This is a genomic window from Geothrix oryzae, from assembly GCF_030295385.1.
Lineage (GTDB): Bacteria > Acidobacteriota > Holophagae > Holophagales > Holophagaceae > Geothrix > Geothrix oryzae.
Map to the genome: position 1 here is coordinate 1,002,325 of NZ_AP027079.1, position 14,792 is coordinate 1,017,116.

Genomic DNA, 14,792 nt, shown 5'->3' on the forward strand with positions numbered 1-14,792 from the left:
GGTTCGGGATGGAATACGCCTTCGACTTCCCCCTGGCAGGCGGCCTCCACGCGTGGCCGGCCGCCGCCCTCCGCGAGCGGAGCGCAGCCCATTCCGCCCGCCTCGAGTTCCTGAATGAGCGCACGGGCCGGACCGCGCCCCTGGACAGCGTGCTGGGGCTGCTGGCCACGGACACCCGGAAGGGCGACCCTTGCCGGATCCGGGTGGAAACCGGCGACGAGGCCGAGGCCCACCGCGACCTGGTGGCCTTCCTCCAGGGTCCCTTCCTGAGCTGCGACCGCAGCGCGGTGCCCGGGGCGCGGACCTCCTCCGTCGTCCCGCGCCTGGTGGAGCGGTCCGGCGGCCGCTGGTGGGCGGGGGTGGGCGTCTCCGAAGGCGTGGGCACCGGGCAGCTCGTGCGCTTGGCCGTCGCGGCGCCGCGGCCATCCCAGGCGCCCCAGGTCCAAGCGCCGGTCGAAGCGCCGGTCGAGGTCGAACGGAAGGCTCTCCGGTTGGCCCTCGAGACGGTGGGGGCTCGGCTGAAGGAGGAGATCCGGCAAGCCGCGCATCCCGCTCAGCGCAGTGTGCTGGATGTGCACCTGGCCCTTCTGGGCGATCCGGCCTGGCGGGACGGCATCGAGGCCGCCCTGCTGGAGGGCCGCACGGCCGCCGACGCGGTGGAGGCTGCCACGCGGTGGGCGGAAGGCCCGCTGGTCCGCTCGGAACATGCCGCCATCCGCGAACGGGCCCTGGATCTCCAGGATGTGGCCGATCGGTTGATCCGCGAGCTCTGCGGCGAGGATCCCGAGGCCTCCCGCCTGCGCCTCACGGCCCCCTCCGTGCTGGTGGCCGACCGGCTGGCGCCCTCGAGGCTCCTCGCCCTGGACCTGGAGCTCCTGCGGGGCCTCGTCCTGGCCGAGGGCGGCGGGACCTCCCATACGGCCATCCTCGCCCGTTCCTTTGGGATCCCCTGCGTGACCGCGCAGGTGCCGGAGACCCTGGAAGGTCGCCGCCTGCTGGTGGACGGCCTGCGGGGCCTCGTCATCGCGGAGCCCACGCCTGAAGTCGAGGCCTACTACCGCGTCGAGGCGGAGGGCCAGCGACAGCGGATGGGCTGTCCGGCCCCCTGGGCCGGGGCCGGAGTAGGGGCCGGGGCGCGGACGCGGGACGGGCATGAAGTGCGGGTGCTGGGAAACATCTCCACCGCCGAGGAGACCAGCCGTGCCCTGGGGGCGGGGGCCGACGGCATCGGGTTGTTCCGCACGGAGATGCTGTTCCTCCACCGGTCGGCGCCCCCCGGCGAGGATGAACAGGTCCAGGCCTACGGTCGGGTCCTCCGCGAAGCTGCGGGGCGGCCCGTCACCCTGAGGCTGCTCGATGTGGGGGGGGACAAACCCCTGGCCTACCTGCCCCTGCTTCCGGAAGCGAATCCCTTCCTGGGGCGCCGGGGCGTCCGCTGGTATGCGGATCAGGTGGATCTGGTTCGCACCCAGCTCAGGGCGGCCCTGCGGGCGTCGGCCCACGGCCCCCTTCGCCTGATGATCCCCATGGTGGCCGAGGTGGAGGAGCTGCGCTGGGTCCGCGCCCTGATGGAGGAGGTGCGGGCTTCGCTGGCCGCGGAGGGGCTGAATCCTCCGGATGTGCCCCTCGGCATCATGGTGGAGGTCCCCGCGGCCGCCCTGAACCTCGAGGCGCTGGGCCGGGAGGCCGACTTCCTCTCCGTGGGGACCAATGACCTGGTGCAGTACCTGTTCGCCGCGGATCGAGGCGATGTCGGCGTGACGAAGGCCAGCCACGAGTGGCACCCGGCCACCCTGCGGCTTCTCGCCCACATCGCCCAGGGCGCGCGGGCCGTCGGGAAACCCGTGAGCATCTGCGGCGAGATGGCCAGCCGGCCGAAGCTCCTGCCCCTCCTGCTGGGTCTCGGCTTCGACGATCTCAGCGTGGCGCCCTCCGCGGTGGCCGCCGTCCGGACCGCCCTCGCCCCCCTGGACCTGGAAGCCTGCCTGGACCTGACCCGGAGGGCGCTCCGGGCGGCCACGGCCGCCGAGGTGGAAGGACTCCTGGACGAGGCCCTGAGGCCCGGCGTGGCTCCGCCCCTTCTGGATCCGGACCTGGTGGTGCTCGAGGCCGCCTGCGGTACGAAGGAGGAGGCGATCAAGCTCCTCGTGGAGCGGCTCGCCAGCGCCGGGCGCACCCGGGATCCCCTCGATCTCGAAGAGGCCATCTGGGCCCGGGAGGCCGCCTACGCCACCGGCCTCGGCCACGGCTTCGCGGTGCCCCACTGCAAGAGCCCGGCGGTGGCCGCCAACGCCATCGCCATCCTGAGGCTGGCGGCTCCGGTCGCCTGGAGCGACGAGGCCGAGGCACGGCTGGTTTTTCTCCTCGTCTCGCGGCCCGACGGGGAGGAAGAGCACCTCCGCGTCTTCGCCCGCCTGGCCCGTCGCCTCATGGACGCGGGCTTCCGCGAGGGCCTCCTTGAGGCCCCCGATACCGAAGCCCTGCTCGACCTCCTCCGTCCGGACCTCTCGGCCTGAGACCACCCCGCCACGCCACTCCAGGAGCCCCCATGCGCCTTCTCCGCACCGCCGCCCTCACCGGCCTGGGCCTTGCGCTCGCGGCCGCACCTCCGGACCTGTCGAAGGAGCGGACCCTCTATGTGATGAACTACTCCCACCTGGACACCCAGTGGCGCTGGTCCTATCCGCTGGTGGTCCGGGAGATGCTGCGGAACACGCTGTACGACAACTTCGCGCTGATGGAGCAGCACCCGGAGTATGTCTTCAACTGGAGCGGCGCGGGCCGCTACCAGATGTTCCAGGAGTATTTCCCGGGCGAGTACGCAAGGCTGAAGGGATATGTGGCCAAAGGCCAGTGGTTCCCCGCGGGCTCCGCCTGGGAGGAATCGGATGTGAATGTGCCGTCCTCGGAATCCCTGATCCGCCAGCTGCTGCTGGGCCACACCTTCTTCAAGCGGGAGTTCGGCACCGAAAGCTCCGAGTACATGCTGCCCGACTGTTTCGGCTTTCCGGCCTCCCTGCCGTCGATCCTGGCCCACTGTGGTCTGAAGGGCTTCTCCACCCAGAAGCTCACCTGGGGATCGGCCAACGGCGTGCCCTTCAATGTGGGCCGATGGGAGGGCCCCGACGGCCGCTCGATCATCGCGGCCCTGAACCCGGGGAGCTACGATGCGCACCTCACCACGCCCCTCACGGGCGAGGCCTGGGTGAAAAGGCTGGATGCCAACGGCGTCGCCAGCGGCCTGAAGGTGGACTACCTCTACAACGGCAACGGGGACGAGGGGAGCGCGCCCTTCGACGACTCGCTGCGGACCCTGTGGCAGGGCCTCGCGGCCAAGGGCCCGGTGAAGGTGATCGCCGGGCGGGCCGACCTGATGTTCGAGGCCATCACCGAGGCCCAGAAGGCCAAGCTGCCGGGCTACAAGGGGGACCTCCTGCTCACCCAGCACTCCGCGGGCTCTCTCACCTCGGCCGCCTTCATGAAGCGGATGAACCGGCAGGACGAGCTGCTGGCGGACGCGGCCGAAAAAGCCTCGGTGGCCGCCGACCTGCTCCAGGCCAGCCCCTATCCGGCCACGACCCTCGAGAAGGCCTGGGGCCTCATGCTGAGGAACCAGTTCCACGACATCCTGCCGGGCACCAGCCTGCCCAAGGCCTACGAATACTCCTGGAACGACGGACTCCTCGCCGCCAAGGCCTTCGAGGGCATGCTGGGGGACGCCGTGGGCGCCGTGGCCCGGGGTCTGGATACGCGCGTGGAGGGCGTGCCGATCGTGGTCTACAACGCCCTGGGCATCGCCCGGATGGATCTGGTGGAGGCCCTGCTTCCTCCTGAACTCGAAGCCGAACCCCAGGTCACGGCCGTGGATGCCGCGGGCGCGGTTCTTCCCACCCAGATGACGACGGGGCCTGATGGCCGCCGCCGGGTGCTGTTCCAGGCCCATGTGCCCAGCCTGGGCTTCGCGGTGTACGGCCTGCGGCCCGGCAAGGCCCCCGCGGGCGACGAGCTGAAGGTGCAGGGGCGCATGGCGGAGAATGCCCGCTACCGCGTGAAGCTCAATGAGGCCGGGGACATCGAGAGCGTGTTCGACAAGGAACTCAAACGTGAGCTCCTGTCCGCACCCGCCCGTCTGGCCTTCCAGCATGAGAAGCCCCAGCGCTGGCCGGCCTGGAACATGGATTGGGCCGACCGCCAGAAGCCGCCCCGCGCCCATGTGTCCGGCCCTGCCGCCATCCGCGTCAGCGAGGACGGGCCTGTCCGCGTCGCCCTGGAGGTGATCCGCGAAAGCGAGGGCTCACGCTTCGTCCAGACCATCCGGCTCGCCGCCGGGGCCGCGGGGGACCGCGTGGAGGTCGCGAACCTCGTGGACTGGAAGACCTCCGAGGCCAGCCTGAAGGCCACCTTCCCCCTGGCCGCCGCCCAGGCGAAGGCCACCTACAACCTGGACCTGGGCACCCTCGAGCGGGGCAACAACGACCCGAAGAAGTACGAAGTGCCCACCCACGGCTGGATGGACCTCACGGACGCCCAGGCTGGGTACGGCGTGACCCTGCTGACCGGCGCCAAGTACGGCACCGACAAGCCCGATGACCACACCCTGCGGCTGACGCTGCTCTACACGCCGGGCGTCGGCAAGGACTACCGCGAACAGCGCTGGCAGGACTGGGGTCGCCACAGCTTCACCTACGGCCTGGCGGGGCATTCCGGGGGCTGGCAGGGCGCGCCCTGGCTGGCCCTGCGTCAGGATCAGCCCCTGGCCGCCTTCGCCGTCCCCAAACACGCGGGCCCGCTCGGCCGCAGCTTCAGCCTCCTGCGCACCTCCACGCCGGATGTGGCCATCCAGGCGCTCAAGCGGTCGGAGGATGGCACGGCCATCGTGGTCCGCCTCCAGGAGCTCCGGGGCTCCCAGGCTGAAATCGATCTCAGGGCCGCGGGTCCGATCCGCAGCGCGAAGGAACTGGATGGCCTCGAGCGACCCCTGGCCGAGCTGCCGCTGGGAAAGGGAACCCTGAACCTGGCCTTCAGGCCTTACCAGCTGCGGACGATCGGCTTGCAGGTGGAGACGCCCGCTCGGCTGGCATCGCCCTCGGCGCAGCCCCTGCCGCTCCCGTTCGATGCGGCGGTCTTCAGCACCAACTCGAGCCGCATGGAGGGCGGGGCCATGGAGCCCTACGCGAGCTACCCCTCGGAAATGATGGGTGAGGCGGTGGAAGCCGGCGGCATCCGCTTTCAGATGGGCCAACGCGGCGATGGCCAGAAGAATGCGCTCACCTGCGCAGGCCAGACCCTGGCCCTTCCCGAGGGAACGATGCGGGCGCACCTGCTGGTGGCCGCGACCAGCGAGGATGTGAAGGCCGCTTTCATGGCCGGGGACCGGGTCGAGCAGGTGGAGGTCCCACGCTGGACCGGCTATCTGGGTTCCTGGGACAACCGCGTGTTCAAGGGCGAGGTCGATGAGAAGACCTACTCGATCAACAACGACCTGGAGCGCATCGCGCCTGCCTTCCTGAAGGCCGGCCGGCCGGTCTGGTGGGCCTCCCATCGCCATGCCAAGGGCCAGGACGATGTCTATGCGTACAGCTACCTGTTCGCCTTCGCCGTGGACCTCCCGGCCGGAGCCCGGACCCTGACGCTTCCCAAGGATTCGCGGGTGAAGGTCTTCGCGGTCACGACCACGGCGCTGGACAACGCCGGCATTCGTCCGCTGCAGCCCCTGTTCCCGGATCTGGCCCGGGATGCCTCCTTCGGGAGCCGCTTCAACAAACCCTAGCCTTCATGGCTTCGCCAGGGCTCTGATGAATGGCCTGTTGCAAAGGCATGCCCATTTCTGGCCTGATCCTGCGCAACCTGGCATCCGCTCGTTGGCCCGGCCTACGCTGACAAGGGGCTAGGATTCCGCGTGGCACTGGGTTCGCCAAGGACATCCTGAGGCCATGGATTATGCGCTCAAGGTCAGCTTGAGGTCCTGGCCGAGGATCTCCGAGATGCGGAGGGAGGACCGGCCATCCCCGTACGGGAAGCGCGGTTTGGCCATGTCCGCATACGCCTGCTCATCGGTCCACAGGCGCTCAACTTCTTCCTCGAACCTGGCCGGGTCGCTGCCAACGAGGCGCACCCCGCCAGCCTCCACGGCTTCGGGCCGTTCCGTCACATCCCGAAACACGAGCACGGGCTTTCCGATGGCGGGCGCTTCTTCCTGGATGCCGCCACTGTCGGTGAGCACGAGGTGCGCCTCCCGCATCACTGCTACCAACTCCGGGTAGTCCAGGGGCTCGATCAGGTCCACATTCGGAAGTCCTCCGAGAATCTCCCAGGCCGGGCCCTGCACATTCGGGTTGGGGTGGACGGGGTACACGAGGCGAGCCGACGGGTGCCGCAGGGCGAAGCGCCGCAGCGAACCCAGGATGGCCCGAAGCGGCTCGCCGAAGTTCTCGCGCCGGTGCAGGGTGATCAACACCCGCCGATGGCCCGGTTCCAGAGGGCGAAGGGTGGGAGGCAAGGCCAGGTCTGCCCTGGCCGATGTGGCCAGCAGGGCATCAATGACGGTGTTGCCGACCACATGGATGTTCGAGTCATGGGTGCCCTCTTTCAGCAGGGCGAGGCGGGAGGTCTCCGTCGGGGCAAAGTGCCAGTTGGCCAAGGGAGCGGTGAGGCGCCGCATACCTTCTTCGGGGAAAGGCGATTTCAGGTCCCCACTTCGCAAGCCAGCTTCCACATGACCAAACGGGATGCTTGAGTAATAAGCAGCCAGCGCCGAGCAGAACACCGTGGTCGTGTCCCCTTGGGCGAGCACCGCGTCGGCATTGGACGCCTGGAAGATCTTGGCGAGGGCGGGCACCAGGCGGCCCGTCAGATCGGGAAGGCTCTGGCCGGGACGCATGGCGTCGAGATCCCAATCCGAGCTCAACTGGAAGGTGGCCATCATCTGATCGAGCATGCCGCGGTGCTGCGCGGTGGCCAGCACCTTCACATCCAGGCCCATGCCGCTGAGCGCCTTGACGACCGGGGCCATCTTGATCACTTCGGGCCGGGTGCCCATCACGCAAATCACTTTCTTGGACATGGGGACTCCAATCTTCCTCTATCGGTTTTCAGGATTTGCCGCGCCGTTGGATGGAACACCCGGTGATGCCACCGCTCCGCGGCCCGCGGCAACGCGCGTTGGAACCACCGGCGGTGTCCGGTCTGGCTTGAAGGTCTGGATGTATTCCGCGGCCGAGGGGGCAAGGTCGTAGGGCGTCGCCACGGGGTGCCCGATGGGGAACAGGGAAAAGCCCAGGAACATGCGCGTATCCCGGGGGAATGTCTCGAGGTAGGCGGAGAGGTAGTTCTTCTGGATCTCCGCGTTGACGGTCTGGCTGGCCGAGGGATCCCAGGGGGTCTCCGCGCCGTATTCCACCGCCGGGCAACTCAGCTCGCCCAGGAAGATGGGCTTGCGCCACTTCTCATGCAGCGCCATGACCTCTGCCACCACATTCTGTTTCCGGTTGAACACGGTCGTGGATTGCAGGGCCGCCTTGATCTCGTCGACGGTCGGGGCGCTGGCATCGCTCAGTTCGAAATAGGAGGCGACCCCGATGACATCCACCACCCCGAAGATGGGGTTGCCCAGCTTGGCCTGATAGGCGGCGAGCGTGTCCGGCTTCTGGGGCACGGTCGACCACCACTGGGTGCGGTAGATCAAGTTGCCCCGGAAGGTTTCCCGCTGTCTTTGGATGAGGGAGATCCAGTGTTCGGACTCGCCCTCCAGCTTCACCAGGTTAGACGCCACATACATGCCCCAGACCTTGGGGAACTCCCGGCCGATTTGAGCCAGGGCCTTCGAGTAGGAGTCGAACCAGGCGGCCTTGTCCTCGGGGTCCAGGGCGGTTTCGGGCACCCTGCCATCTGCGATCCATGGGTAGGGCTCGATGATGAGGCGGTAGGCCCCTCCCAGCGCCACGACCTTCCTGGCGAAGGCGAGGCTGGGTTCATCCAGCCGGACTTCCGACGCGTTGGCGGTGGCCATGTCCACCCGCACAGGAATCGTGAGGGTGTTCAAGTTGAGCCGTTTGGCATCGGCCAGAGCCTTCTTGGCATCCGTGGTGTTCCACGCGGAGACATTGCCACCCTTGATGAATCCGGATGTGTTGGCTGCCTGGCTGGGGCCGGGCTTGGTTTCCGGTTTTCGCTTGGCCTGGGCTGAGTGAAGGGCCTGGATGGGCGCCAGCAGGGCCACTGCCGCGAGCAGCATGGCGCGGCCCCTTGTCCCGGTGTGGCGCCACAAGCCTGGAATCAGGCGGCCGGGCCGGGATGAGCTCGCAAGATAAACCGGGCTTGTCGGATCCATTCCGGGAAGCTCATGGCCGTCTTGCAAACGCGCTTGGTGATGCTTCACAACTGTCTCCGATCAGAGGAAGGCCTCTAAAACCATCCGGTCAGGGTCAGGAACAAACCCTTGCCCCGGTCCGCGCTGCCCAGCTGCGCTCGGGCCTGAAGGGTCAGCTCCAGCCAGCTGGCCGGCGCATGGTGCCGGTCCTCCCGGAACCAATGGCGCAGGGAGGCACCGATGCCGAATCCGCCGGCGTACCGAGGGTTCACCCGGTTGTCGAAATCCCCCGCCAGGACCAGGTGCGGGGCCAGCATGTCCCGCCCGTCGCTGGTCTTCATGCGCCAGGCGTGGCCGGCTCGGACTTCGAGCTGATGCACATATTGGCCGGTCTTGGCAAAGGCGGCCCCTTCCGTGAACAGGCGCCAATAGTTCCAGTCGCGTTCCCAGGGCCGAAGGTCCAGCCCAGCATCCGCGGAGTAGGCAGCCCGGAACATCCAGTCGTTCAGAGAGAGGCGCCCGAGCGCCACCAGCTTTTCGGCCGTGAACACCACATTTTCGGAGCTGAAGGGCTTGGCCCGGACCCCGACGACCCCCTGCAGCGTGGGACCGCCCGTGGTGGCCGAGTTTCCGCTGTAGAGGTTTTCGAAGACCTGGGCGAAGACCTGCACCATGCGGCCATTCTGCGCCAGGAACTCCGGCTGCCAGTAGGCCTCCAGGCCCTGTTGAAGGAGCTTGTCCCGGGAGGCCACGCCAGGGAGGAGGATGCTTTGCCGGTAGAAGCTGCCAGACGCTAGACCCCAGGACCGGCTCAGGGTTTCCACTTCCCGCCGCAGGCCGTAGTCGAACTCCGGTGAAGTCTGGCCCGAGGCCCTGCGCGCATCCATGCCCCGGGTGAAGTACCGCACCGCCTCGGAATTCTTTCCGAGGCGCTTGGCGGCATAGGCGGCGTCGAGCCAGGTCCCCGGAAGGCTCTGATCATCCAGCCCAGCGGAGAAATGATCGAGGGCTTCGGCATCGCGGTGCCGGCCCACATACGCATAGGCCAGCTCCAGCGCCGCGTGGCGGTCCTGCGGGTTGAGCCTGCGAAGGTCTTCCAGGGCCCTCAGCTCAAGGTCGGCCTGGTTGGTTTTTCGCGCCGCGTCGCAAAGCCCCTGCAGCAGCGTACGCCGCTGGTCTGCATCCGGGGAGAGCTGCAACGCATCCTGGAAGGCCTGGCAGGCTGAAGCGTGATGGCCATCGGCGAGCAGCAGGAAGGCCCGGCGGGCTTGAACGCCAAGCTCAGCCTCTCCGGAATGGGGCATCAGAACCTTCAAGGCTTCGGTGTGTCTGCCCTGGGCCTGGAACAGGTCGGCCAGGACCAGCCGGGTCTGGCGGCGGTCCCCGGGAGAAATTCCAGAATCCCCCTCGAGCTGTGTCGCATCCTCAAGGGCTTCGGCCAACCGGCCTTGACGCTGCCTGAGGTAGATCCGGAACAGCCGGAGTTTGGCATCCCCCGGGGCTTTCGCCAGGAGGTCTTCGTTCAACGCATCCGCCTCGGGCAGAGAGCCTATCGCGTAGAGCAGGTCCCGCTTGAGGGCGAGCAGCTGCGGGTGTTCTTTGGACTTGGCCAGGGCCGCGTCCACCAGGCTCAGAGCCCCCGCCAGGTCATGGGCCGCCTGAAGGCGGTAGGACTCTTCGGCCAGCCGGTAGGCCTCCCCGCGCAAGGGTGGCGTCTGTGATCGAGCCATGGGACCAAGGAGCAGGAAGACACAGAAACCGGTGAAACATCGGTGCATGGGCGGCTCGGAGACGATCAGGGCGCGGTGGGAATGGACGCTAAGTGGCGGGGGTGGGCTGCAATCCCAAGTGGAGGTGGGCTCCAGAAGGATGAAGCCCGATCGGCTGGGGGTTGGTGATGTGGCGATCGGCCAAAAACAGTTGCAGTTTCCCGTGGCTCGAATAGGAGTAGTCCGCCAAGGCTGATCCAAGCAGGACAGGGGAGATTTCAATCTTCAGATCCAGGATGTGCTCCAGGCGGTCCGCCAGGGCCTGATCGAACATCTCGGCGGAAGATCCTCCGAGGATCATGTAGGCCAAGGCGCACAGGGCCTCGCTCTCCGTGATGATGAAGAACCTCGGAGCGGTCTGAAGGTGCACCAGGGCTTCTGCCATGGCCGCTTCCAAAGGAGGCGCCGACACGCCCAGGAGCAGTTCCTCATGCTCCCCGACCCCCAGGGGGACCCATCTGTGATGGATGGCGAGGCTGTGGGGCAGCAGGTTCCGGGTCTGTTCGAGGACAGCCATGTTGAGGCTGCTGCGCGGGAGGTCGGCCTGGAAGGCGATGGCGTCCGCCAGGTTGGCTTCGGATACCCCATACCGTTCCATGAGGATGCTGCCCAGCTGGCGCCCGGTGATCTCCTGCTCGGTGAGGGCGGCATCCAGGTGGCCCTCCTCCAGTTCATTCCACTGGAAGAGGATCTCGCCCAGTTTGGCGCGGAAAGGCCGCAATTCGGGGCCGGTGGGATAGGCGTGGGCCGTCTTGTCCCATGCCAGGGCCACGCCCGTGATCCTGTGCCGCAGGTACTGCTTCCAGGCCCGGGTGGCGGCCATGAAGTTGATCACGTTGCTGACGAGGACGCGGGGGATGGCGAGCAGGCCATGGGTGACGCCGTACAATCGGTTCACGAAGATGAAGCGCTGCAGCACGCGGTTCACCATGAACACGGCATTGACCTGCATGAGGCGGGTCAGCCAGCTGCCCTGGGCGAATCCTGGTGGCAGGGGGGGAACATGCAGGCCCATGCGGCCAAGGAACGTGAGTGTGCCGATGCACGCCAGAAGGGCGTAGGCCAGGATCGTCACCAGGCTGGTGAATACCCCTTTGCGATCCCGGAACATGAAGTATTTGGTCTTCAGATCGCCTTTCCACCCCATGGCCTCCCAGCCCTGGAGCGCGATTCCGAGAATCCAGCGGGTCCGTTGACGATAGGCGGTACGAAAGGTGGACGGGAAGAATTCGCGAACCCCCAGGAGGTCGTAGCGTTCGACTTTCCGTTCGCCCCACCATCCCTTCTCGTAGGCCGTGTAGTGAAAGGGGATCTTCACGAAGGACTGTTTCAAACCGAACTTCTTCAAACGGAAGCTGAAGTCGTAATCCTCGGTCAGGGTCGCCGTGTTGAAGGGAGAATCCCCGGTTTCCGCCATGAGCGCCGCAAGGGCCCTGCGCGAGTAGCACATCCCGGTTCCGGCGCAGGGCACCAGTCCCGTGAGGCTCTCGCGGACGACCATGTCCTTCGAGTGACACTCGGCGAAGTCATCCTGGTAGGTCCCCGCCACCAATTGGTACCACTCGCGCTCCAGGCTGAGCACCGGGAGCTGGATGAGGTCCATGCGGTCAATGAAGTGGTTGAAGACCTTGAGTTCCAGGGGGTGGATCACATCTTCTGAATCGTGGATCACCACCCCGGAAAAGGGACGACCGGTCTGCTCCTCGTGCCGGAATACCGCCTGGATCAGGAAATTCAGACAGTCGGCCTTGCAGGTGGGGCCAGGATGGGGCACATCCACCCGGCGCACATTGCGGTACCGGCGGGCCATGCGGTCCACCTCGGTTTGGGTCTCACTGTCGTTGACATAAGTGCCGACGAAAATCAGGTAATTGCAGTACTTCATGTTGGCATTGGTGTTCTCGATCATGCTTGCGATGACATCGAACTCTTTCCAGGCCGGGACCATGATCGCGAAGTGCGCCTCCTCCCGATCCTGAAGCTGCTCGAGCCCGAAGGGGGCGTGCCTGCGCGCGACCGTGGACTTTCGGTACAGGACCCGGATCCAGAAATAGGCGTCAATGAACACATCATCGAGGCTGCTCACAAGGATGAGCAGGTTCACGAAGACCACCAGACCGAATAGCACCTGCATGAATGGTTCCATTGGCATTTGACACGCGCCCGGCGCGGCCCCTCGAAGTTTTGAGATACACGATTAGAGCTTTCGGAATGAAAGTCCCCGTTCCACGGGATTCCCTGTTGGATTCAGTTCGTGATGGAACCTGCGGCGACGAATGTCCAGCCCTGAACCTTCAGGCCATCCACGATCTCGGTCAGCATGGGCGTTCCCAGATACGGATGGTAGAAGAAGCTTGCAAAGCCATCCCTGATCACCAGGTTCTTCTGGGCCGTGGTGAGGATGTCGGCCGGCAGGCGCGGAGGATGGTTGTTGAAGGCCACCGGCTCGACATTGCCCAGGTTCTCCGGGATGACGAAGGAACCGTAGATGTCCTTCACCGGATAGGGGAAGAACTGGCCGTTCAGCCGGCTGTAGCTGATCGCTCCGCCGCTGAGAATGCCCCCGAAATAGAGACCACGGTCGTACCGCTTGGGGAAGAGGGCGAGGATGGCCTTGTAGTCGGGAACCGAGGCCGCGTAGTGCGGCGGCTCGAAAATGGTGGGGACCGTCAACCCCGCCCGGGTGAATGCGTTCATCCCGGACTTGATGCGACTGGTGGCCCATACCTGGGAGTCGCCCGGCACCGGGCCGTCATACACCACATTGTTGGCAGAATCGATGTGCGCGATGAAGAACTCGAAGTCATCGGCACTGGCCCCCGAGTAGGGGTTCAGGAGTTTGGAGAACTGATGGGTGTAGCCATGCATGAGAAGGGTTCCGCCCCTGGACTGCATGTACTTCAGGGCCGAAACAACGGTGGGGCGGTTCACTAGATCGTAGGAGGTCGCGACGCCTCCGTTGTAGGTGCCGTTGGGATCGCGGTATCCGGGGTAGACCGCCACGGAGAACGGCACTGCGCGTGCGAAGAGCGCATCGGCGACGGCCCTCAGTTCCGCGGGATCGGCATCAGGTCCCACATCTTCGATCCGGACCAGGGCACGGTGCCGGGTGGCCGCGGCGGGGTTGTAGACGGCGTAGAGCAGGTCCGCGAAGGCCAGGTAGCGATCGTTGGGGCTGACATAGGAGAAGGGGATTTCGGTGAAGTAGTAGAACTGGCCGCTCTGGACGACCCAGGGGATCGTGGTGCCATCCGTGCGCTGGGCCGTGGCCAGCGCCTGGGCCTTGGACGGGTCGGCAAGGGTGGTTCCCATGATGCCGCCCCCGTTCAGAAGGTCGCGGTCCAGCTGGGTGCCCTTGTACTGGACGCTGGGGATCTGGCTGAAATCGAAGCCAGTCCATGTCCATCCGGTCGTGCCCGGGAAATCGGCGAACTCCGCCGTGAGTTGCCAGATGTTGTCGTACATCCACAGCACCGGGATCGTGGTGGCCCGGACATCTGCCAAAAAAGCCAGGGGCAGGGGCTCATCGTAGGTGGAGCCGATGTAGACCACCGCGGTGAAGCCAGCCATCTGCCCGGCCACATAGGTCCCCACGGGGATCGCCTTCCAGGTGCCGAAGTGGGAGACCAGGTTGGCGGTCTGCTGGGCGTAGAGTTCGCCCAGGAATCCCCAGGGGCCGGTGGAATCGTAGAGGATCAGCGTGTTGGGGGAGGCCGCCAGGGCGGCGCCGGACACGGTCAAGCTCCTGAGACGATCCTGGAGTTCATGTTTGGATGGGCCAGCCCAGGGCGCCAGGCGAGGGCGGCCGATCGCGGGAACCTGTTGCGGGGGCCGCGGCGGAGCGGGCAGCTGGGTACCCGCGGTGGTGCTGACTTTCCCGGCCGCATCGGCGATCGGGCCGTTGGGTTTTGAGGGAGGAGTTGCGTCCTGGTTGAAGGTCACGCTAATGCTTTGAACTGGGGTCTGAACGGGGGCTTGAACAGGCCGGGCCGCGGTGGCGCGGATGACGCCAGAGCCAGCCATGAGGGGCTCCAGGCCCGGATCCGGCGAGGAACTGGGTTGGGTGCCTTTAGCCGGTTCCATGGGCAGGGAATCGTCCGCATTTTCGGATGGTGTGGTTGGCGCGGGAACCACTTCCGGAGACTGCTTGGCCGGTTCAGATGGCGCGGGAGCCTTCTCCGATGACTGCTTGGCCGGTTCGGGTGTGGCCGGTTGACGGGGAGCTGTCTTGGTCGCCGGCTTTGCTGGGAGGGGCTGGGGCTGCTCCTCTCGGCCATAGGCAGGGCTTAGGGCGACCAAACTGGAAAAAAGAATTGAAAATAAGTCTGTTAGGCGAAAAATAACCACCTCCGGGCATAGGTTACGGGCCATGGACACTGGGCGCAGGTGTTTTGACACAAGGGTCAAGTCGCAAAAAGTAGGTCATGTAAAGTATCGCGTCAAGGGGTTAAAAAATGTTTTTTTTACAAGTGTAGATTAATATCTACATGGATTTTCTTGATGTATATGATAATCTTGTTTAAGGATAAAACACCTTGAAGGAGTGAGAAATGTCGTTTTCTACTAGATCTTTAGGCGGACCTCCGCTTGGTCCCTGGAGCCTAGAAACCACTCCGGCCAAGCCCGACAGCCGACTGGCACCCGGGCCTGAAGGGTGGACCCTGCTCGGCGATGAAACTGAGCCTGGGATCATCTGAACAGGAAGGACGCAGCCC

General features: G+C 66.0%; 7 protein-coding genes. 2 read left to right on the forward strand and 5 right to left on the reverse strand.

Going from position 1 to position 14,792, the window contains the following annotated elements:
• Positions 1-8: 8 nt before the first annotated feature.
• Together ptsP and QUD34_RS04580 are read left to right on the forward strand one after the other, a co-directional pair.
• The gene (ptsP, locus tag QUD34_RS04575) at positions 9-2,516 is read left to right on the forward strand and encodes a phosphoenolpyruvate--protein phosphotransferase (protein WP_286355420.1); all 2,508 of its coding nucleotides are present in this window, start codon (positions 9-11) and stop codon (positions 2,514-2,516) included.
• 32 nt (positions 2,517-2,548) lie between these two features.
• On the forward strand, positions 2,549-5,770 hold the full coding sequence (locus QUD34_RS04580) for an alpha-mannosidase (protein ID WP_286355421.1): 3,222 nt from the start codon (positions 2,549-2,551) through the stop codon (positions 5,768-5,770).
• Between the two features lie 168 nt (positions 5,771-5,938).
• Here QUD34_RS04580 and wecB read toward each other — a convergent pair whose 3' ends face one another.
• The 5 genes from wecB to QUD34_RS04605 form a co-directional block, all read right to left on the reverse strand.
• Positions 5,939-7,063, reverse strand: a complete 1,125-nt coding sequence (wecB, locus tag QUD34_RS04585) for a non-hydrolyzing UDP-N-acetylglucosamine 2-epimerase (protein ID WP_286355422.1) — start codon at positions 7,061-7,063, stop codon at positions 5,939-5,941.
• A gap of 18 nt (positions 7,064-7,081) precedes the next feature.
• Complete coding sequence (locus QUD34_RS04590) at positions 7,082-8,233, reverse strand: glycoside hydrolase family 113 (protein WP_286355423.1); 1,152 nt, start codon at positions 8,231-8,233, stop codon at positions 7,082-7,084.
• A gap of 170 nt (positions 8,234-8,403) precedes the next feature.
• Positions 8,404-10,038, reverse strand: a complete 1,635-nt coding sequence (locus QUD34_RS04595; protein ID WP_286355424.1) for an NfrA family protein — start codon at positions 10,036-10,038, stop codon at positions 8,404-8,406.
• An 88-nt stretch (positions 10,039-10,126) separates the two neighbouring features.
• On the reverse strand, positions 10,127-12,211 hold the full coding sequence (locus tag QUD34_RS04600) for a glycosyl transferase family protein (protein ID WP_286355425.1): 2,085 nt from the start codon (positions 12,209-12,211) through the stop codon (positions 10,127-10,129).
• A 113-nt stretch (positions 12,212-12,324) separates the two neighbouring features.
• Entirely contained in the window at positions 12,325-13,812 is a 1,488-nt protein-coding gene (locus tag QUD34_RS04605; protein WP_286355426.1) for a DUF2334 domain-containing protein, read from the reverse strand.
• Positions 13,813-14,792 lie beyond the last annotated feature (980 nt).